We start from the raw sequence: 18762 nt of genomic DNA on the forward strand, positions 1-18762 counted from the left end.
AGTTAGGAAAGGAGGTACATGAAAGATGGCAGCAAGGTTAAAAGATCGTTTTTTGAATGAAGTAACTCCTGCTTTGATGCAGAAATTCAGCTATACAACGGTTATGCAGGTGCCTAAGATTGAGAAAGTCGTCATTAACATGGGTGTGGGTGAAGCAGTTTCGAACTCCAAAGTGTTGGATGTAGCTGTTCAGGATCTTCAGTTAATTGCTGGTCAAAAGCCGGTTGTTACTAAAGCTAAGAAATCAATCGCAGGCTTCAAATTGCGTGAAAATATGCCAATCGGTGTAAAAGTAACGCTTCGCGGCGAGCGCATGTATCATTTCTTGGACAAATTGTTCAATGTTGCGCTTCCTCGTGTTCGTGACTTCCGTGGTGTTTCTTCTAAAGCATTTGACGGACGCGGTAACTATACATTGGGTCTTAAAGAACAGTTGATTTTCCCTGAAATCGAGTACGATAAAGTCGATAAAGTACGCGGTATGGATATCGTTATCGTAACTACAGCACAATCGGACGAAGAGTCCCGTGAGTTATTAACCCAATTAGGAATGCCGTTTACCAAATAAGGTACGGTACAACCGGAGGTGTAAAGTAAGTGGCAAAAACTTCAATGATCGTGAAGCAACAGCGCGCTCCTAAATTTAAGGTGCAGGCTTATACACGCTGCGAACGCTGTGGCCGTCCGCATTCGGTTCTTCGGAAGTTTAAAATTTGCAGAATTTGTTTCCGCGAATTAGCACACGCTGGGCAAATCCCTGGCGTTAAAAAAGCAAGCTGGTAATTACCCAAGTTTCGGGAAGGAGGTTCACATAAATGGTGATGTCAGATCCAATTGCAGATATGCTTACACGTATTCGTAATGCAAACGTAGTGCGTCATGAAACGGTTGAAATCCCTGCTTCGACGGTCAAAAGAGAAATTGCTGAGATCCTCAAAAAAGAAGGTTTTATCCGCGACGCTGAATATATCGAAGATAACAAGCAAGGAATTATCCGCGTATTCTTGAAATACGGACCTAACAATGAACGTGTTATTTCCGGTCTTAAAAGAATTAGCAAACCGGGCTTGCGTGTTTACACAAAAAGTCAAGAGGTTCCTCGCGTACTAGGCGGTTTGGGAATTGCGATTATTTCCACTTCTCAAGGCGTTATGACCGATAAAGAAGCTCGTCAAACTAAAGCTGGCGGAGAAGTTATCTGCTACGTTTGGTAATAAAGAATTTAAATGAACGGAGGTGCATACCATGTCACGTATTGGTCGCAAGCCCATTACAATTCCGAGTGAAGTAAACATCACTCTTGATAACACTGTTATTACGGTGAAGGGCCCTAAAGGTACTTTAACTCGTGAATTACACAGAGATATGAAGTTGGTAGTTGCAGAGAATGAAATTTCTGTAGAACGTCCTTCTGATAATAAATTACATCGTTCTTTACACGGTACTACAAGAAGCGTTGTTGCTAACATGGTTAACGGCGTAACTGCAGGCTTTGCAAAGAACCTTGAATTGGTTGGAGTTGGATACCGTGCTAACAAAACTGGGGATAAGCTGGTTTTGAACGTTGGTTATTCACATCCAGTTGAAATCACGCCGGAGAACGGTATCGAGTTTGATGTTCCATCAAACACGAAAATTACGGTTAAGGGTATCGATAAAGAATTGGTTGGCGCAGTTGCTGCAAAGATTCGTTCTGTTCGTGAGCCTGAGCCTTATAAAGGTAAAGGTATTAAGTACGAAGGCGAACGTATTCTTCGTAAAGAAGGTAAAGCTGGTAAGAAGAAATAAGCTTGCATAAATGCAGGATCATCCTTCATTTAAGTTGAAAGGAGTAAACCTCGAATGATTAACAAAAGCGACAAGAATAAAGCTCGTTTGAAAAGACATTTACGTGTCCGCAAGAAAATTCAAGGAACGACAGAACGTCCGCGCTTGAACATCTTCCGTTCATCCAAGCATATGTACGCACAATTGATCGATGATGTTAAAGGTGTAACGATTGCATCTGCTTCCACTCAAGATAAAGAGTTGAAAGAAAACATCGGCAATGGTGGTAATGCTGAAGCAGCTCGCAAGGTCGGAGCATTAATTGCAGAGCGCGCTAAGCAAAGCGGAGTAGAAAAAATCGTATTTGACCGCGGTGGATATTTGTACCACGGACGTGTAAAGGCATTAGCCGATGCAGCTCGTGAAGCGGGTCTTGAATTTTAATCGAACATATAAGGAGGTAAAATCACTTGCGTATTGATCCCAATACTTTAGAGTTAACAGAAAAAGTTGTTAACATTAATCGTGTATCTAAGGTAGTTAAAGGCGGACGTCGCTTCAGCTTTAGTGCACTAGTTGTTGTTGGCGACGGTAACGGCTGGGTAGGCGCAGGAATCGGTAAAGCAGGCGAAGTACCAGATGCAATTCGCAAAGGTATTGAAGATGCTAAGAAAAACCTGATTCATGTACCTATCGTTGGAACCACTATCCCTCACTTGGTTATTGGTAAATTTGGAGCTGGTAATGTTCTATTGAAACCTGCTTCCAAGGGTACTGGAGTGATCGCGGGCGGTCCAGTTCGTGCAGTCCTGGAACTTGCTGGTGTTGGCGATATTCTGACCAAATCTTTAGGATCTTCTAACTCAATCAACATGGTAAATGCTACACTTGAAGGCTTGCAGCGTCTGAAGCGTGCTGAAGAAGTTGCAAAGCTGCGTGGCAAAACTGTTGAAGAGATTTTAGGGTAGGAGGGATATCATGGCTAAACAATTGCAAATTACCCTCAAACGCAGCTTGATCGGTCGTCCAGAAACGCAACGTCGTACCGTAGTTTCACTCGGACTGGGTAAACTGAATTCAACTGTTATACAACAAGACAATGTAGCGATTCGCGGCATGGTTAATCAAGTAAGTCATTTAGTTGAAGTTATTGAACTGGAAGCATAAATTTGCTTTACAAAACGTATTAAGAGGAGGTGCAAACGATGAAATTGCATGAGCTTACTCCGGCTATCGGGGCACGTAAAGCCCGCAAGCGTGTGGGTCGTGGTATCGGTAGTGGTATGGGAAAAACGTCAACTCGTGGACATAAAGGACAAAATTCCCGCTCTGGCGGTGGTGTTCGTCCAGGTTTTGAAGGGGGACAAAATCCTCTATATCGTCGCTTGCCTAAACGTGGATTTACTAACAGATTCCGTAAGGAATTCGCTATTGTAAATCTGACTGAGCTTAACAAATTTGCAGCTGGTACTGAAGTGACTCCAGAAATTCTTCAAGAGTCCGGTATTATCAAAAATGCAAGAGATGGAATCAAAATCTTGGGCAATGGCGATCTTACTGTTCAGTTGAGTGTAAAAGCTAACAAGTTCTCTCAATCTGCGGTAGAGAAAATTCAGGCTGCCGGCGGTAAAACCGAGGTGATTTAATGTTACGTACCATATCCAATATTTTGAAAGTAGACGATCTGAGGAGAAGAATTTTCTTCACCTTAATCGTTTTGATCGTCTACAGAATTGGTGCTTTTATTCCGGTACCTAACATCAACACAGATATTATCAAACTTCAGGATCAAGCCAACACAGGTGGTGTGTTTGGTTTGATGAATACTTTTTCCGGTGGCGCATTGTTCCAGTTCTCGATCTTCGCGATGGGAATTATGCCTTATATTACAGCCTCGATCATAGTTCAGCTATTATCGATGGATGTAATTCCACGTTTTGCTCAATGGGCAAAAGAAGGTGAAGTAGGCAGAAAGAAGTTAGCGCAGATTACCCGTTACGGTACAATTGGATTAGGGATTATCCAGGCATTTGGTTTGGCGATCGGATTTAACCGAATCTACACAGGGTTAGTTGTGGATCCTACATTCACAACGTATGCTTTGATCGCAATCGTTCTGACAGCGGGAACTGCATTTCTGATGTGGTTAGGGGAACAAATCACTGAAAATGGAATTGGAAATGGTATTTCCATTATCATCTTCGCGGGGATTGTGGCTGCAATTCCAACTGGAATTTCACAGATCTACAAAACTCAATTAGCCGATGCTGGAGATGCACTGTTCTTGAATATTATCAAAGTAGTGCTCATCGTAGTTGTTATTATTGCGTTGATCGCTGGGGTTATCTTCATACAACAAGGCATTCGTAAAATTCCGGTGCAGTACGCAAAACGGGTCGTAGGTCGTAAGACTTATGGTGGGCAATCGACGCACATCCCTTTAAAAGTAAATGCAGCGGGTGTAATTCCAGTCATTTTTGCTTTATCATTACTTGTCTTTCCTCCAACACTGGCTAGTTTTTGGAGAGGTAATGTCGTAGCAGATTGGATCATTACGAATTTAAATTATACGGAACCACTCGGTATGGTTCTGTATGTACTATTGATCATTGGGTTCACCTTCTTCTACACGTTTGTTCAGATTAATCCTGAGCAGATGGCAGACCAAATGAAGAAAAACGGAGGTTACATACCGGGAATTCGTCCTGGGAAAACAACTTCTGTATATCTAACTAGAGTAATGACTCGCATTACTTTGTCAGGTGCACTTTTCTTGGCTGCAATCTCCATAGTTCCAATGGTATTGGGTGAGATTGCCGGTTTGCCGGCATCGGTTCGTATTGGTGGAACTTCCTTGCTGATTGTTATCGGTGTAGGATTGGAAACGATGAAGCAAGTTGAAAGTCAATTGATTAAACGTCACTACAAAGGTTTTATCAATAAATAGTAAATAGGTTCTGATAGTGAACTTTCACTATCGGCACCTATTGTTCTGGTTGCATCATTTGCTGTGATAGGGAGGAATCATTATGAACGTAATATTTATGGGTCCTCCTGGTGCAGGAAAAGGTACACAGGCGGAATCAATCGTCAATGAGTTTCAAATCCCGCATATTTCAACCGGCGATGCTTTTCGTTTGGCTATGAAGCAGGGGACGGCTCTTGGGTTGGAAGCAAAAAAATATGTGGATCAGGGTTTGCTTGTATCGGATGAAATTACGATTGGTATCGTAAAAGAACGGCTTCAGCTTCCTGATTGCAAGTCAGGATTTTTGCTTGACGGATTTCCAAGAACAATTGAGCAAGCGGAAGCACTTGATAAGATTATGGAATCTTTAGGATCAAGCATTGATCATGTTATAAACCTTCATGTCGATCGCAGCCTGCTTTTGGCTCGGTTAACAGGTCGCAGAATTTGTAGATCTTGTGGCGCTACGTATCATGTCTTGTTTAACCCTCCACATACTGAGAATGTATGTGATAAATGCTCAGGCGAATTGTACCAAAGATCAGATGATACCGAAGAAAAAGTAGGAACTCGGCTTGACGAGTATCTGAATAAAACAGCACCGCTTTTATCGTATTATCGTAACAAAGGAAATTTGCGTGAGGTTAACGGTGAGCAAGAAATAGGTACGGTTGCTGCACAAATCAGCTTACTATTGCGAGGTCAAGCGAAATGATCATTTGTAAATCTCCAGCTGAGTTGGACTTAATGAGAGAAGCAGGTCGAATTGTAGCCGAAACGCATCGCTTATTACAAAAGGCCGTTCAGCCCGATATTACAACCAAGGAGCTCGATCAAATCGCAGAAGGATATATTCGCAGTCAAGGAGCAATCCCATCTTTCAAAGGATACAACGGTTTTCCTGGAAGTATCTGTGCTTCAGTCAATGATGAATTGGTACATGGTATACCCGGACCGCGTAAGTTATTGAATGGTGATGTCATCAGTATTGATATCGGAGCTCAGTATAAAGGATATCATGGTGACTCAGCTTGGACTTATGGTGTTGGAACCATTTCGGATACTGCCAAGAAGCTTTTGGAGGTTACCGAGCAATGCTTATACAAAGGACTAGAGGAAGCTAAACCGGATGCTCGGTTGTATACAATTTCTCATGCTATTCAAAAGTACGTCGAGAACGAAGGTTTTTCAATTGTTCGAGAATATGTTGGGCATGGAATTGGCTCCAAATTACATGAAGAGCCGCAGATTCCAAATTACGGTTTACCAGAACGAGGACCTCGACTGAAGCCGGGAATGGTATTAGCGATCGAGCCTATGGTCAATGTCGGTGAACGTTACGTTAAGACACTGAAAGACAATTGGACGGTTGTTACAGTGGATGGCACACTGTGCGCGCATTTTGAGCATACCATTGCAATTACGCCGGATGGTTACGAAATTTTTACGAAAGCCTAAAGCGTAGGTGAGCCTTGTGAATTCGGTAAACAAACCACAGCTTGGACAAATAGTTAGGATTATTCGCGGCAACGATTCCGGGAAGTACGCTGTCATCATAAATGTCGAAGACCAACGATTCGTGTGGATTGTAGACGGCGACAAACGGAGATTCGACCAGCCTAAGAAGAAAAATATACTTCATCTCGAGTTGTTACCTATAGTTAGCAGCGAAGTTGTGGAAAGCATGAGCGATAGCGGTCGTGTGACTAATAGTAAATTACGCTTTGTAATCAATAAGGTTGTGAACCAAATTCAATCAGAAGCACAAGAGAAAGGAGAATGACTGTGGCCAAAGAAGATGTTATTGAAGTTGAAGGTACAGTGATTGAACCTCTTCCGAATGCAATGTTTAAAGTGGAGCTGGAAAACGGTCATAAGATACTTGCTCACGTATCCGGTAAAATCAGAATGCACTTTATCCGGATCTTGCCTGGAGATAAAGTAACGGTGGAACTTTCACCTTATGATTTGACTAGAGGCCGTATAACCTATCGTTTTAAATAAATGTATGAACATATATACCCATGCCTACGCAGATAGCTCACTAAAGCCATCTCGGCTCATGCTTACGAAGACCGTTTTCTCTTGAAAACTCTTAGGAGGTAATAAAAATGAAAGTTAGACCGTCGGTTAAGCCGATTTGTGAGAAATGCAAAGTCATTCGTCGCAAAGGCAATGTAATGGTTATTTGCGAAAATCCGAAGCACAAACAAAAACAAGGTTAAGGAGGTGCTTGTATAAATGGCACGTATTGCTGGTGTAGACTTACCTCGTGAGAAGCGCGTGGAGATTGCCCTGACATACATTTTTGGTATCGGTAAAACAACATCTCAAAAGATTTTGGCCGAAACAGGTGTGAGTGCAGTAACTCGCGTTCGCGATCTGACCGAAGATGAAGTAAGCAAGCTTCGTGATGCTATTGACAAAACTGTCAAAGTAGAAGGCGATCTTCGTCGTGAAATTGCCCTGAATATTAAACGTCTAATCGAAATTGGTTGCTATCGTGGTGTTCGTCACCGTCGCGGCTTACCTGTTCGTGGTCAACGTACTAAGACAAATGCGCGTACACGTAAAGGTCCTCGTCGTACTGTAGCTAATAAGAAAAAATAGTAAAGGGGGTTAACACTCAAAATGGCTAAACCTAAAAAAGTTGTTCGTACGAAACGTCGTGATCGGAAAAACATTGATACCGGAGTAGCACATATCCGTTCAACGTTTAACAATACCATCGTAACTATTACCGATCCTCACGGTAATGCAATCTCTTGGGCAAGTGCTGGTAACATGGGCTTTAAAGGTTCACGTAAAAGCACACCGTTTGCTGCACAAATGGCTGCAGAAACCGCAGCTAAAGCGGCAATGGAGCATGGGATGAAAGTCGTTGAAGTTATGGTTAAAGGTCCAGGAGCTGGTCGTGAAGCAGCAATTCGTTCGCTTCAAGCAGCTGGTCTGGAAGTTAACCTGATCAAAGACGTAACTCCTGTACCTCACAACGGTTGCCGTCCTCCAAAACGTCGTCGTGTCTAATTGAGATTACGAAGAGTGGTATATTTATCCAAAAGTTGACAATACTATGTGGATAAGAATACTGCACGTTTTATGCGTCTTAAGTTATCCAGAGGGAAACGACGTTTTGAAGGAGGGTTATCATTGATCGAAATCGAAAAGCCGAAAATAGAAACCGTAGCACTAAGCGAAGAGGGCACTTACGGTAAGTTTGTTGTAGAGCCTTTGGAAAGAGGCTATGGAACAACTTTGGGAAACTCGCTGCGCAGAATCTTGCTGTCCTCCTTACCGGGGGCGGCGGTTACCTCGGTTCAAATCGACGGAGTGCTGCACGAGTTTTCAACCGTTCCTGGTGTTAAGGAGGATGTCACAGAGATCATCCTTAACTTAAAAGGACTTTCGCTTAAAATTCATTCCGACGAGGATAAAGTGTTGGAAATTGACGCTGAAGGCGAAGGAGCGGTCGTAGCTGGCGATATTCGTGGTGATAGTGATGTAGAAATCCTTAATCCGGACTTACACATTGCTACACTTTCATCCGATTCCCGTCTTCATATGCGAATTCATGCAAATCGTGGACGTGGATATGTACAAGCGGATAAGAACAAGAAAGAAGAACAGCTTATCGGTTTAGTGCCGATTGATTCGATTTATACTCCGATCACTCGTGTCAATTACAATATCGAAAATACTCGCGTAGGCCAGGTTACCAATTATGATAAACTGACTCTTGAAGTGTGGACCGATGGAAGTATTCGACCTGAAGAAGCTGTAAGCTTGGGCGCCAAAATTTTGACTGAGCATTTGATGCTATTCGTTGGCTTGACTGACGAAGCTAAGGATGCTGAGATCATGGTTGAAAAAGAAGAGGACAAAAAAGAGAAAGTGCTTGAGATGACTATCGAAGAGCTTGATCTTTCCGTTCGTTCTTACAACTGTTTGAAGCGCGCGGGTATTAATACCGTACAAGAGTTGATTACGAAAACCGAAGAAGATATGATGAAGGTTCGTAATCTTGGACGCAAGTCCCTTGAAGAAGTTCAAGAGAAGCTCGAAGAGCTGGGTCTTGGTCTTCGAATGGAAGACTAGACGTCAACGATCATTAAGCATAAGGAGGTTACACATACAATGGCACAACATCAAAAGTTAAGTCGTGATTCCAGTTCACGTAAAGCATTATTTCGTGACCTAGTAACGGATCTGTTCATTTATGAGCGTATTCAAACGACAGAAGCTAAAGCAAAAGAATTACGTTCTATTGCAGAAAAATTAATCACTTTGGCAAAACGCGGAGATCTTCACGCACGTCGTCAGGTGGCTTCCTTTGTTCGCCGCGAAGCAGCGAATGAAAATCAGGATGCTATCCAAAAGCTGTTTGCTGATCTGGCTCCTCGCTATGCGGAACGTCAAGGCGGTTATACACGTATCTTAAAGCTTGGACCACGCCGCGGCGACGCAGCACCAATGGTATACTTAGAGCTAGTAGATCGTGCATAAAGGGATTGGAAAGGGTGGACAGGATCTTATGATTCTGCTGAAGCCCTTTTTTTTGTAGCCTCAGCTTATGGATATGAGACGGAGGTTAGCCTTGAGAAATATATGCATGACCGTAAGCTATGACGGAACGGCTTATCACGGCTTTCAAACACAGCCAAGCAACAACACGATTCAGGACATTCTGGAGCGTGCTATACGTTCTCTGACGGGTGAGACGATCAAAATAACCTCTTCTGGACGTACTGATGCAGGTGTTCATGCCAGATGTCAGGTTATCAACTTTTTCACTTCTTCCCCGATTCCTCTCGTTCGTTGGTGCTTGGCTTTAAATACGCTTCTGCCTGCTGACATTATTGTCAGTAACGCAAAGCAGGTCGCTGATAATTTCCATTCAAGACGTAGTGCAGATCGCAAAACCTACCGATATACGATCCGTTGCGGCAAACACCCTGATTTATTTCGTCGTAACCAGGAATACTTCCATCCTACACGCTTGAATACGGAAGCGATGCAATCAAGTCTAGCCTGTTTGATTGGTGAGCATGACTTTACGTCGTTCTGCTCAATTCGTTCTACCAAGAAATCCAATATTCGGACGATTTATAACCTTACATTGGAATGTGAACCGATGGATCCCATTTTGCAATCATATGGTATTCATATTCATGTGACCGGAAATGGTTTTTTATACAATATGGTTAGAATTATTGTGGGTACGCTGATCCAGATCGGAGAAGGGAAACGATCGGCTGACGCGATGAGCGAGATATTGGCTTCGCGAGACCGTGCTTTGGCCGGGCCAACCGCCATGCCTCATGGCTTGGTGCTTTGGGAAGTTTTATATGAAAATGATGAGATTAGATCTTGATTTAATCTATTGTACGTAGTATAATACATCTTGGCGTTTCTTGATCGGCTAACCCACGGCCCCGGATCAAGCAGGAGCCGTTTAAACCATATTAATTAGTTATGATACAGATAAATTGGATGATGAGATGACAGGTTGTCTCGGTATCAAAGCGAAACTGTGTCATCAATCAAGCACCGATATGCAAAATGTTTAGGAGGAACAACGAATGCGCACGACATACATGGCTAAGGCCAATGAAGTAGAACGCAAATGGTACATTGTTGACGCTACAGATAAAACTCTGGGTCGTCTTGCAAGCGAAGTAGCAGCATTGATTCGCGGCAAACACAAACCACAATTCACACCTCATGTGGATACAGGAGATTTTGTTATCGTCATCAATGCAGAGAAGATCCATTTAACAGGTAAGAAATTGCAAAACAAAATGTACTACCGTCACTCCATGTACACAGGCGGTTTGAAAGTAACATCCGCTCAAGACATGATTGCCAACAAACCAGAACGTGTCCTTGAATTGGCTATTTTCGGAATGCTTCCGAAAAACCGTTTAGGTGATGCAATGAAAACAAAACTTAAAGTATATGCAGGATCCGAACACCCGCACCAAGCACAACAACCAGAAGTCTGGGAACTTCGCGGTTAGTTAAAAGGAGGCTATCTTGTGGCACAGGTTCAATACTATGGAACAGGTCGTAGGAAGCATTCGGTAGCTCGCGTACGTCTAGTACCAGGCGAAGGCCGAATTGTGATCAACAAACGTGAATTGGATGAGTATTTTGGTTTAGAAACATTGAAGCTTATCGTTAAGCAACCATTGAATCTTACAGAAACTTTGGGTCAATACGATGTATTGGTTATTGCTAACGGTGGAGGTATCTCTGGACAAGCAGGAGCAATCCGTCATGGTATTTCTCGTGCATTGCTGAAGGTAGATCCAGAATTGCGCGGATCTTTGAAAAAAGCGGGTTTTCTAACTCGTGATCCACGTATGAAAGAGCGTAAAAAATATGGATTGAAAGCCGCTCGTCGTGCTCCTCAGTTCTCCAAGCGTTAATATACAATCAAAAAAGTCTTTCTACCGTTATGGTGGAAAGGCTTTTTTTTGTATGCTTTTGCATATCGATGTAGGAGATGTTTTCAAACATTTCACCCAAAGAAAAATTTAATTTGACAAAAAGTATGGTTTCTTTATAATGAAATTATACTAAGAAAACGCATTAATATACTCGGAATAATTTTATGGGAGGAATTGAAATGAATTTATTTGAAAAAGAGCAATGGATCCAGGAAGCTGCAGAGCATTATGAGAATCAATCAGCTGAAACATTGATCGAGTTAGCTGTTGAGAAGTTTCCTAATATCACTTTAGCCTGTAGTTTCGGCGCAGAGGATGTAGTGTTAGTTGATATGCTGCAGAAGCTGAGTCCGAAAACAGACATATTTTATTTAGATACAAATGTTCACTTTCAAGAAACCTACGAAACACGTGATAAATTACAGCAGCACTACGGGTTGGAATTTGTTCAAGTGCTACCCAAGCTAACTCTAGAAGAACAGGCTGCACAGTTCGGTGACGAGCTCTGGAAAAGCAGCCCAAATCAATGCTGCAACATTCGTAAAGTTGATCCATTAACGGATATTTTGAAAAATTACGATGCGTGGATTACAGGGATTCGTCGGGATCAAGCGCCTACACGTGCTAATTCCAAAAAAGTCGAATATGATACGAAGTTTGGTTTGGTGAAATTCAACCCATTAGCTAGTTGGACAAGTGAAGATGTGTGGAATTATATCCATAAAAATAATGTTTTGTATAACCCATTACATGACAAAAATTATCCAAGCATTGGGTGCACGCACTGCACACGTCAGGTAGCAGATGGCGAAGATCCTCGTGCAGGACGTTGGGCTGGGAATGAAAAAACCGAATGTGGACTCCATAAATAAAGACAAAAGAGATTTACAACCAATGACTGAAACGATTCAGTCTCATGGAGGCACACTGATCAACCGTATTGTAGAAGGGACCTGAAAGAGAGCGTCTGCTGGAGCTTGCCAAAACTTTGTATCCACTCAAAATCAGTGCATGGGCTATCTCGGATCTGGATTTGATTGGTGTGTTTGGCGTTTTCGCTGCTGACAGGCTTTTTGGGAGAAGAGGATTATCATTCTGATGTTGATCGGATGCGCTTGGCTGATGGTACCGTATGGAGTATTTCCGTTTACTCTTCCGGTTGAGGCTCATATTGGAGAAGGTTTTTCAATCGGTTAGCAAATCGCACTGTTTGGGGAATTGGATGACGTAGTATATGGCATTCTGGACGTTCAAAGTGTCTTTAGCGTGGACCATAAGCAAGAAGCAGTAAAAGTGTTTAAAACAGGTGATTCCGCCCATCCAGGCGTCCAAAAATTGTTTTCCCGTCTTTCTACTAACCAAGGTGGATCCGTACAGGTATTAAACAGATTTAAGGCATCAAGCAATACTTGTCCTCATGACGCGTCTGAGCACCTGCATTTGTCGGGAACCAAAGTTCGCGCATTGCTGCGTGATGGACAATGTCCACCGGTTGAATTTACACGGCCAGAAGTAGCAGAAGTATTGATCGAGGGTATGAAAGAGCCGAAATATCAAGTGTAATGAAACAGAATAACGTATACAGGCTTAAGGTATATTTGTCCACATCAACCCATATAGATGATACAGAATCTATAGGGACTTGAGGTGGATTTTTGATGTGGAGAAGAAGGAAACGAATCGTGATATGGCTGACGCTGCAAAGCGGTTTAAAGATTGCGTTATCGGCCCTGCTCATCGCCCTGATGCTTATCATGTTTACTTACGAATTGCCTGCAACCAAAACTTGGACATACTGGACGATGCCCTTATCCGGAAAGACCATTGCGCTTGACCCAGGTCATGGAGGTCCTGATGGAGGAGCGGAAAGCAAGGATGGAACCATAGAAAAGGACATTAATCTGAATATTGCGCTGCACCTCCGTGACTATTTGCAGGAGGCCGGAGCCATTGTCGTTATGACACGTGAGGACGATAAGGATTTAGCGGATTCTACGACCAAGGGCTATAGTAAAAGAAAAACAGAGGACCTTATGAATCGTGCGCAATTTATTAATCAAAAAAAAGCCGATCTATTCCTGAGTGTCCATGTTAACAGCATACCTTCGGTAAAATGGTCAGGGGCACAAACGTTCTACTATCCTAACCATAAAGACAGTATTGTATTAGCGACATTCATTCAGGAGGAACTCAAAACCAATCTGAACAATACAGATCGTATCGCGAAGCCGGTCGGTAATGTATTCTTGTTAAAGACTTTGCAAATGCCAAGCGCCTTGATTGAGGTTGGCTTTCTGTCGAATCCAGCAGAGGCTGAAAAGCTGAAAAGCCGCAATTATCAAAAAAAGCTCTCCGCGGCTATATATCAAGGTGTACTTAGATATTACTCAGGTGAAAAAGTGGGTTTATAAACAAACTATGTTATAATAACACTTGAGGTTGAATACAGATTGCTGGGGTGAGTCCATGGTTACGAAGGAACAATTATTAGATGCGGTCCGCTCGATTCATGATCAGGAATATTTGCTGGATTTGGTAGAATTGCATTTTATTCGGGATATGGTTATTAAAGAAGAACGTGTTTCGGCTACGGTATTATTGTCCAATGAAAATGAAGATTACAGGATAAATTTAGAAAATCAAATTACAGCTGCTTTTCAAAAGGTAGGAGCTCAAGAGGTGCATTTACGGTTTCGGGGGCTGTCTGAATTTGATCGGAATGAAGCTTCACGTAAAGTACAGGGGGCTGCTTCGGCAAGTAAGCAAGCAGAAACGCCTAAAGAACCTGTTGCTGATGCGGCAAACACACCTGCACGTAATATTCTAGATCCTGCAGAGGGTGTGCAGTTCATTGCCGTTGCAAGTGGTAAAGGGGGAGTGGGGAAATCCACGGTTACCGTTAACCTGGCTGCGGCGCTTGCAAGATTGGGCAAAAAAGTAGGTCTCATTGACGCCGATATTTATGGTTTCAGCGTACCGGATATGATGGGCATCTACCATAAACCTGAGCTTGTTGACAATAAAATCATACCGATTGAGCGATTTGGCGTTAAGGTTATTTCAATGGGCTTTTTCGTAGAAGATAATACTCCAGTCATTTGGCGTGGTCCGATGCTTGGCAAAATGCTGCGAAACTTTTTCCAGGAAGTAAATTGGGGAGATGTCGAATACGTCCTGTTGGATTTACCGCCGGGTACAGGTGACGTTGCCTTGGATGTACACCAAATGATCCCGCAGAGTAAAGAAATTATTGTCACGACTCCGCATGCTACTGCGGCGTTTGTAGCTGCTAGGGCTGGGGCTATGGCTATACATACGGAACACGAAATCATCGGAATTGTGGAGAATATGTCTCATTACAATGATTCCAGTGGTGAAAAGGCTTATGTATTTGGTAGAGGCGGTGGCGGTAAGCTGGCTGAAGAGCTTCACACAGAGCTGCTGGCCCAAATCCCTTTGGGTGCGCCTGATAATCATCCTGCAGAGCCTGATTATTCACCATCGGTTTACAAAGCCGAATCCGAGACCGGTAAATTGTATACAGAACTGGCACAAAAGGTTATGACTAAATAAAACAACAGACCGTCCAAACCATCGGACGGTCTTTTTTGCTGCTTGCTGGCTTGAATTGCCGCTATCCTCGTTTTATTTCTTCTGATTACCGTTGGTTTCCTGGGAACCGCCGCTTTTACCTTCACCACCTGAACCTGAACCAGATTCTGAACTTTGCTGCTTAGGTTGTGATTCTTCTTCAAGCACCTTTTTCATAACGTTCATTAAATCTAGACGAAACAGCGGGCTTTGCATGGATTCTTGAATGACGGTTTTGGTTTGCTGTCTATAAGGTGTGCTTTTCATCGTATCCAATAGCATTTTTTCGAAATCAGGATTTTTCATGGTACCGACCAGTGCTTGCTGGTATTCAGGGTCTTTCATCAGATCCTTTTGCAGCTGCTTCATTTCCTTTTGGATCGCCTTAGCAAATTCACCAGCAAATTTGGGATCCGTTATGACGGTTTGTAGAAATTTATTATTGCTCGTATCGGTTAGCACATCTTTAACGGCAAGCTGTATGTGCTGAGCATCGCCTGCAGACAGCAGCTTTAACTGGCCTCCATCCTGTGCGGCTGCTTTTTGTGAAGCGGTAAGTATTGCTTTTTGGCCATCTTCGGTTTTTAAAATGTCGAGTACCATCGTTTTTGTATCTTTATATCCACCGTTTTGCGCTTGTGAGGAACTGCTGTCCGAGCCGCAAGAAGATAATACCATCCCAATAAGAATGAGAAAAACTGCCTTACGCAACCATTGAGATTTCATGACTTCGTGGCTCCTTTCATGGTTTGTTGTGTGTAGTATTCGCCAAAATGCCTTATTTGCAATCCCCTCCCCATTAGCTTTTTATTGAGAAGGTTGGTACAATTAGCATCAGAAAAGATGTATGCTGGGGGTAAAAGCTGTGACATTACGCAAATGGTTTTATTTATTCTGGACAACACTTGTAATTGGAGCTGTTGCAGCTTTAATTATCGGATTTATTCTTCAATCCAACGATCAAAAGTTAAGTGTGCTCAATGGCAATGAAATTGGCTTTAACATGATTACGATGCTGCTTGGTGGGGCTATGATCAGCGTGCTCAGCCAGATGGGTTTTTTCTCTTACTTGATTGTTCGCTTCATAGTTATGGGTATGATAAGAGCTAAATGGATTACAGATACACTGCAGTTGATCTGCATCCTCATTGCTTTGGTCGATTTGGTGTTTCTGAGACATGTAGATACGCAGGAAGGCTGGCTTTCCTACATGCTGCTGCCTCTTATATTACTGATTGTGGCGTTTACCACTTCTTGGTGGAAAGTAAAGCTGACGAACCGGAACGGTTTCATTCCTACGCTATTTTTTATGACGGCTGTAACAGCGATCGAAGCAGTACCGGCACTCAGGATCAATAGTGCAGCTTCAACTCTCTTTATGATGATCCCTTTGCTTGCTTGTAATGCATGGCAAATATTGATTTTATCCAAAGTGCTAAAAACAAACAAAGAGCCGCTGTGACGGCTCTTCTTCTTTTTCAATCGTTGGATAACTGTGAATTACTGAAGTTGTTTCAAGGCCTGATCTTCGACTGGGGGCTTGTTACGAACCTCTGTTTGCTTCATCATCTCACTGACTGTGACGAACTCATAGCCTTTGGCGCGAAGCTGATCAATAATGACGGGTAGTGCTTCGTGAGTTTGTTTGACAGAATCGCTGGCATGCATAAGTACAATGTCCCCAGGGTGAGCCTTGGAAACCACACGATTGATAATATTATCGACTCCTTTATTCATCCAGTCCATAGAATCCGTATCCCACTGTATGACCGTATAATTGAGTTCGTTAGCGATGCGTAGCACTCTTTTGTCAAAGTCGCCGTTGGGCAACCGGATCAGATTCGGGCTTTTACCGGTAACCTGATTTAATATTTGGTTGGCTGTTTGAATTTGAGTGCGAATTTCCTCGTCATTTAAGCTGCTGTAGTTAACATGCTTATGACCGTGACTTCCAATTTCCCAACCACCTTTGGCGATCCGCTGTACCATCTCGGGATGATCTTTACTCCAGGGTGAGGATAGAAAGAAGGTAGCATTTTTAACTCCTTTGTCCTCAAGGATTTTAAGTATAGGTTCAGTTCGTTTGTCTCCCCAGCTGATGTCAAAGGTAAGCGCAATCCATTTTTTTTCGGTTTGAACACTGTAAATGGCGGCGGGCTCACTTTGTGAAAAGACGGTTACTTGATCTCGTTCCGAATAAATAATACCGATTGCAAAAATGACAGCTACAGCAATAATAAAAACTTGCTTGATTTTTTTCCCGTTCACCACATAAAAATAATTCATGATCCTAACCTCCCGGCAGCCCTGCTTACCAAGAAGGGCTTGTATATTTTGCATTTAGTAAAGTGTATGCTGGGACAAGAAAGATATGATAAGAGCTTGGCTACAAAAATCTATACGTAAACGCAGGAGGAAGAGAAAATATGAACAATATAAAAACACAACTCAAGCTGATGAAGCATTATTTTATCGCGGCTACGCTTGTATTTATTGTTGGGCTCGTACTTGGAGCGGGATATTCGGATTCATTCCAGGTCTTTATGGATGAGCAGCTGAAAGCTGTAGAGAAGTTAGCACAATCGATTGCTAATAAACCTAATCAGCAGTTGTCGCTCTTTTGGCTGATTTTATGGAATAACGTATCCAAGACATTGCTTATTATTGGCTTTGGGGCTTTTTTTGGAGTATTACCACTGTTTTTCCTGCTATTAAACGGAATGCTTCTTGGTTATATAGGGGCTATGTCTGCGCACAAAGAATCGCTGCTGTTTCTCATTAAAGGGATTGTCCCCCATGGCATTATCGAAATTCCGGCTATCATCATTGCAGCTGCCTTTGGTTTGCGACTGGGTGTTCTGATGATGAAGTTATTAGTTGGGCTCATTAGTCCCAATAGACCCAACGCTTATAAAGAAGAGCTGCTTGGTTTTGCTAAAGCAATCGTTCCTGTCGTCATAGTGCTTGTTGTTTCATTAACAGTAGCAGCGTTGATAGAAAGTACAGTTACCTATTGGCTTGTGAAAAGTTAACACGTATACCGCATAAAAAAACTAAATATGTGCATAACAGTAAAACAGATGAGCTGTTTCACTGGCTTAGGCATGCAGATGTAGAGCGCTTAATAATTTTGATGAACCAGTGCTTTAACATCGCATGCTTTTTGGCGTCTGCAAATGGCTACGATAACTTCAGATGAAAGGGGCATTAAGTCTGATGCTCGGATTTTTGTTTAATGCAAGGGAATGCAGTGAGCTTGATTATGTGTTAAAAAAAGAATTGGACGAAATGCTGTTCGATTTGAATGATAAGAAATTGGATAACGAAATCAAAAAAGCGATTGAATCGCGCTATAAAGTGATTTTCAGGATGTATGCAAGGCTGGCTTCTCCGAGAGAAATATCAAAATATGCGAGGAATAAAATGCAGCGTTAAAATAATTGAAATCAAATGCTTGACTTATACTGCAGCAGTATGATACATTACATCTCGCCGCTAAAAACGGTACAAGCATTAAACGAAACAAAGCAAACTTGATTTTCTTAATTTGAAAAAAAAGCTTGCAATGAAGTAGACTAGTGTGGTATATTAAAAAAGTCGCCGCTAAAATTAATTGGTAATAATAATTAAATGAAGCGAGCGCGTGAATACTTTTCAAAATCATTTGTCCTTTGAAAACTGAATCAACGAGTGAGTAAATTAGCAGTACAAGAGAATGCAAATTCTCGCCAGCAAGACGAATGAGTGCAATTCAAGTTCTACCTTAATGGAGAGTTTGATCCTGGCTCAGGACGAACGCTGGCGGCGTGCCTAATACATGCAAGTCGAGCGGATTGTTCCTTCGGGAACAGTTAGCGGCGGACGGGTGAGTAACACGTAGGCAACCTGCCTGCAGGATCGGGATAACTACCGGAAACGGTAGCTAAGACCGGATAAGTGATTTTGACGCATGTTGAGATCAAGAAACACGGAGCAATCTGTGACCTG

Annotated in this window: 29 protein-coding genes, 1 rRNA gene and 1 pseudogene; 29 read left to right on the top strand and 2 right to left on the bottom strand. The window is 42.5% G+C overall.

Annotation, left to right across the window (positions count from 1 at the left end; genetic code table 11):
• Positions 1 to 25: 25 nt before the first annotated feature.
• The 25 genes and pseudogenes from rplE to BM210_RS30825 all read left to right on the top strand — a co-directional run bounded on the left by rplE (position 26) and on the right by BM210_RS30825 (position 14757).
• The gene (rplE, locus tag BM210_RS30705) at positions 26 to 568 is read left to right on the top strand and encodes a 50S ribosomal protein L5 (protein WP_076237448.1); all 543 of its coding nucleotides are present in this window, start codon (positions 26 to 28) and stop codon (positions 566 to 568) included.
• Between the two features lie 29 nt (positions 569 to 597).
• Entirely contained in the window at positions 598 to 783 is a 186-nt protein-coding gene (locus BM210_RS30710; RefSeq protein WP_091176444.1) for a type Z 30S ribosomal protein S14, read from the top strand.
• Between the two features lie 32 nt (positions 784 to 815).
• Positions 816 to 1214, top strand: coding sequence for a 30S ribosomal protein S8 (gene rpsH, locus BM210_RS30715; protein WP_076237442.1), 399 nt, complete (start codon positions 816 to 818; stop codon positions 1212 to 1214).
• A 31-nt stretch (positions 1215 to 1245) separates the two neighbouring features.
• Entirely contained in the window at positions 1246 to 1788 is a 543-nt protein-coding gene (rplF, locus tag BM210_RS30720) for a 50S ribosomal protein L6 (protein WP_091176446.1), read from the top strand.
• Between the two features lie 54 nt (positions 1789 to 1842).
• Positions 1843 to 2211: a 50S ribosomal protein L18 gene (gene rplR, locus BM210_RS30725; RefSeq protein ID WP_091176447.1), complete on the top strand. Its 369-nt coding sequence runs from the start codon at positions 1843 to 1845 to the stop codon at positions 2209 to 2211.
• Positions 2212 to 2237: 26 nt separating this feature from the next.
• Entirely contained in the window at positions 2238 to 2735 is a 498-nt protein-coding gene (gene rpsE / locus BM210_RS30730) for a 30S ribosomal protein S5 (RefSeq protein ID WP_076237436.1), read from the top strand.
• Positions 2736 to 2745: 10 nt separating this feature from the next.
• A complete protein-coding gene (gene rpmD, locus BM210_RS30735; protein ID WP_091176449.1) occupies positions 2746 to 2934 on the top strand; it encodes a 50S ribosomal protein L30 in 189 nt (62 codons plus the stop codon).
• A 38-nt stretch (positions 2935 to 2972) separates the two neighbouring features.
• Positions 2973 to 3413, top strand: coding sequence for a 50S ribosomal protein L15 (gene rplO, locus BM210_RS30740; RefSeq protein ID WP_076237431.1), 441 nt, complete (start codon positions 2973 to 2975; stop codon positions 3411 to 3413).
• On the top strand, positions 3413 to 4714 hold the full coding sequence (gene secY, locus BM210_RS30745) for a preprotein translocase subunit SecY (RefSeq protein WP_091176450.1): 1302 nt from the start codon (positions 3413 to 3415) through the stop codon (positions 4712 to 4714). Before rplO ends, secY begins: the two co-directional genes overlap by 1 nt.
• 82 nt (positions 4715 to 4796) lie before the next feature.
• Positions 4797 to 5450 (top strand): adenylate kinase, encoded by a 654-nt coding sequence (locus BM210_RS30750; RefSeq protein WP_091176452.1) that lies wholly within the window; start codon positions 4797 to 4799, stop codon positions 5448 to 5450.
• A complete protein-coding gene (gene map / locus BM210_RS30755; protein ID WP_091176454.1) occupies positions 5447 to 6193 on the top strand; it encodes a type I methionyl aminopeptidase in 747 nt (248 codons plus the stop codon). The genes BM210_RS30750 and map overlap by 4 nt, the downstream gene beginning before the upstream one ends.
• Positions 6194 to 6209: 16 nt before the next feature.
• Entirely contained in the window at positions 6210 to 6518 is a 309-nt protein-coding gene (locus BM210_RS30760) for a KOW domain-containing RNA-binding protein (RefSeq protein WP_091176455.1), read from the top strand.
• A gap of 2 nt (positions 6519 to 6520) precedes the next feature.
• Positions 6521 to 6739: a translation initiation factor IF-1 gene (infA, locus tag BM210_RS30765; RefSeq protein WP_009676800.1), complete on the top strand. Its 219-nt coding sequence runs from the start codon at positions 6521 to 6523 to the stop codon at positions 6737 to 6739.
• A 107-nt stretch (positions 6740 to 6846) separates the two neighbouring features.
• Positions 6847 to 6960, top strand: a complete 114-nt coding sequence (rpmJ, locus tag BM210_RS30770) for a 50S ribosomal protein L36 (protein ID WP_003333770.1) — start codon at positions 6847 to 6849, stop codon at positions 6958 to 6960.
• A 16-nt stretch (positions 6961 to 6976) separates the two neighbouring features.
• Positions 6977 to 7345, top strand: a complete 369-nt coding sequence (rpsM, locus tag BM210_RS30775) for a 30S ribosomal protein S13 (RefSeq protein WP_091176457.1) — start codon at positions 6977 to 6979, stop codon at positions 7343 to 7345.
• A gap of 21 nt (positions 7346 to 7366) precedes the next feature.
• Positions 7367 to 7762: a 30S ribosomal protein S11 gene (gene rpsK / locus BM210_RS30780; RefSeq protein ID WP_076237415.1), complete on the top strand. Its 396-nt coding sequence runs from the start codon at positions 7367 to 7369 to the stop codon at positions 7760 to 7762.
• 123 nt (positions 7763 to 7885) lie between these two features.
• Positions 7886 to 8830, top strand: a complete 945-nt coding sequence (locus tag BM210_RS30785) for a DNA-directed RNA polymerase subunit alpha (RefSeq protein ID WP_076237413.1) — start codon at positions 7886 to 7888, stop codon at positions 8828 to 8830.
• 39 nt (positions 8831 to 8869) lie between these two features.
• Positions 8870 to 9238, top strand: coding sequence for a 50S ribosomal protein L17 (rplQ, locus tag BM210_RS30790; protein ID WP_076237411.1), 369 nt, complete (start codon positions 8870 to 8872; stop codon positions 9236 to 9238).
• 91 nt (positions 9239 to 9329) lie between these two features.
• Positions 9330 to 10106, top strand: coding sequence for a tRNA pseudouridine(38-40) synthase TruA (truA, locus tag BM210_RS30795; RefSeq protein ID WP_091176458.1), 777 nt, complete (start codon positions 9330 to 9332; stop codon positions 10104 to 10106).
• Between the two features lie 208 nt (positions 10107 to 10314).
• Entirely contained in the window at positions 10315 to 10752 is a 438-nt protein-coding gene (gene rplM, locus BM210_RS30800) for a 50S ribosomal protein L13 (protein ID WP_091176460.1), read from the top strand.
• An 18-nt stretch (positions 10753 to 10770) separates the two neighbouring features.
• Positions 10771 to 11163, top strand: coding sequence for a 30S ribosomal protein S9 (gene rpsI, locus BM210_RS30805; protein WP_076237405.1), 393 nt, complete (start codon positions 10771 to 10773; stop codon positions 11161 to 11163).
• Positions 11164 to 11363: 200 nt separating this feature from the next.
• Positions 11364 to 12056, top strand: a complete 693-nt coding sequence (locus BM210_RS30810) for a phosphoadenylyl-sulfate reductase (RefSeq protein WP_091176462.1) — start codon at positions 11364 to 11366, stop codon at positions 12054 to 12056.
• A gap of 22 nt (positions 12057 to 12078) precedes the next feature.
• A pseudogene (locus BM210_RS30815) lies at positions 12079 to 12747 on the top strand (hypothetical protein).
• 95 nt (positions 12748 to 12842) lie between these two features.
• On the top strand, positions 12843 to 13595 hold the full coding sequence (cwlD, locus tag BM210_RS30820; protein ID WP_091176464.1) for an N-acetylmuramoyl-L-alanine amidase CwlD: 753 nt from the start codon (positions 12843 to 12845) through the stop codon (positions 13593 to 13595).
• Positions 13596 to 13650: 55 nt separating this feature from the next.
• Positions 13651 to 14757 (top strand): Mrp/NBP35 family ATP-binding protein, encoded by a 1107-nt coding sequence (locus BM210_RS30825; RefSeq protein ID WP_091176465.1) that lies wholly within the window; start codon positions 13651 to 13653, stop codon positions 14755 to 14757.
• A 72-nt stretch (positions 14758 to 14829) separates the two neighbouring features.
• Here the strand turns inward: BM210_RS30825 and gerD are convergent, their stop codons facing one another.
• Positions 14830 to 15501 (bottom strand): spore germination lipoprotein GerD, encoded by a 672-nt coding sequence (gene gerD / locus BM210_RS30830; protein ID WP_091176467.1) that lies wholly within the window; start codon positions 15499 to 15501, stop codon positions 14830 to 14832.
• 139 nt (positions 15502 to 15640) lie between these two features.
• Between gerD and BM210_RS30835 the strand changes: the two genes are divergently transcribed.
• Entirely contained in the window at positions 15641 to 16237 is a 597-nt protein-coding gene (locus tag BM210_RS30835; RefSeq protein ID WP_091176479.1) for a KinB-signaling pathway activation protein, read from the top strand.
• A gap of 38 nt (positions 16238 to 16275) precedes the next feature.
• Here BM210_RS30835 and pdaB read toward each other — a convergent pair whose 3' ends face one another.
• Positions 16276 to 17061: a polysaccharide deacetylase family sporulation protein PdaB gene (gene pdaB, locus BM210_RS30840; protein WP_091176468.1), complete on the bottom strand. Its 786-nt coding sequence runs from the start codon at positions 17059 to 17061 to the stop codon at positions 16276 to 16278.
• Between the two features lie 140 nt (positions 17062 to 17201).
• Here pdaB and BM210_RS30845 point away from each other — a divergent pair, with 140 nt between their 5' ends.
• From BM210_RS30845 to BM210_RS30855, 3 genes are all read left to right on the top strand, one after another.
• Positions 17202 to 17807 (top strand): stage II sporulation protein M, encoded by a 606-nt coding sequence (locus BM210_RS30845; protein ID WP_091176469.1) that lies wholly within the window; start codon positions 17202 to 17204, stop codon positions 17805 to 17807.
• 184 nt (positions 17808 to 17991) lie between these two features.
• On the top strand, positions 17992 to 18210 hold the full coding sequence (locus tag BM210_RS30850; protein ID WP_091176471.1) for a hypothetical protein: 219 nt from the start codon (positions 17992 to 17994) through the stop codon (positions 18208 to 18210).
• Positions 18211 to 18538: 328 nt separating this feature from the next.
• A 16S ribosomal RNA gene (locus BM210_RS30855) occupies positions 18539 to 18762 on the top strand; the annotation flags it as partial.

It is taken from the genome of Paenibacillus sp. 1_12 (assembly GCF_900114475.1).
GTDB lineage: Bacteria > Bacillota > Bacilli > Paenibacillales > NBRC-103111 > Paenibacillus_S.

Coding starts and splice junctions, on each gene's coding strand:
- rpmJ (WP_003333770.1), top strand. CDS start 6,847: ATGAAAGTTAGACCGTCGGTTAAGCCGATTTGTGAGAAATGCAAAGTC.
- rplR (WP_091176447.1), top strand. CDS start 1,843: ATGATTAACAAAAGCGACAAGAATAAAGCTCGTTTGAAAAGACATTTA.
- BM210_RS30850 (WP_091176471.1), top strand. CDS start 17,992: ATGCTCGGATTTTTGTTTAATGCAAGGGAATGCAGTGAGCTTGATTAT.
- rpmD (WP_091176449.1), top strand. CDS start 2,746: ATGGCTAAACAATTGCAAATTACCCTCAAACGCAGCTTGATCGGTCGT.
- gerD (WP_091176467.1), bottom strand. CDS start 15,501: ATGAAATCTCAATGGTTGCGTAAGGCAGTTTTTCTCATTCTTATTGGG.
- rplF (WP_091176446.1), top strand. CDS start 1,246: ATGTCACGTATTGGTCGCAAGCCCATTACAATTCCGAGTGAAGTAAAC.
- cwlD (WP_091176464.1), top strand. CDS start 12,843: ATGTGGAGAAGAAGGAAACGAATCGTGATATGGCTGACGCTGCAAAGC.
- rplO (WP_076237431.1), top strand. CDS start 2,973: ATGAAATTGCATGAGCTTACTCCGGCTATCGGGGCACGTAAAGCCCGC.
- rpsK (WP_076237415.1), top strand. CDS start 7,367: ATGGCTAAACCTAAAAAAGTTGTTCGTACGAAACGTCGTGATCGGAAA.
- BM210_RS30810 (WP_091176462.1), top strand. CDS start 11,364: ATGAATTTATTTGAAAAAGAGCAATGGATCCAGGAAGCTGCAGAGCAT.
- rplM (WP_091176460.1), top strand. CDS start 10,315: ATGCGCACGACATACATGGCTAAGGCCAATGAAGTAGAACGCAAATGG.
- BM210_RS30845 (WP_091176469.1), top strand. CDS start 17,202: ATGAACAATATAAAAACACAACTCAAGCTGATGAAGCATTATTTTATC.
- secY (WP_091176450.1), top strand. CDS start 3,413: ATGTTACGTACCATATCCAATATTTTGAAAGTAGACGATCTGAGGAGA.
- pdaB (WP_091176468.1), bottom strand. CDS start 17,061: ATGAATTATTTTTATGTGGTGAACGGGAAAAAAATCAAGCAAGTTTTT.
- rpsH (WP_076237442.1), top strand. CDS start 816: ATGGTGATGTCAGATCCAATTGCAGATATGCTTACACGTATTCGTAAT.
- BM210_RS30750 (WP_091176452.1), top strand. CDS start 4,797: ATGAACGTAATATTTATGGGTCCTCCTGGTGCAGGAAAAGGTACACAG.
- rpsM (WP_091176457.1), top strand. CDS start 6,977: ATGGCACGTATTGCTGGTGTAGACTTACCTCGTGAGAAGCGCGTGGAG.
- BM210_RS30825 (WP_091176465.1), top strand. CDS start 13,651: ATGGTTACGAAGGAACAATTATTAGATGCGGTCCGCTCGATTCATGAT.
- map (WP_091176454.1), top strand. CDS start 5,447: ATGATCATTTGTAAATCTCCAGCTGAGTTGGACTTAATGAGAGAAGCA.
- rplQ (WP_076237411.1), top strand. CDS start 8,870: ATGGCACAACATCAAAAGTTAAGTCGTGATTCCAGTTCACGTAAAGCA.
- rplE (WP_076237448.1), top strand. CDS start 26: ATGGCAGCAAGGTTAAAAGATCGTTTTTTGAATGAAGTAACTCCTGCT.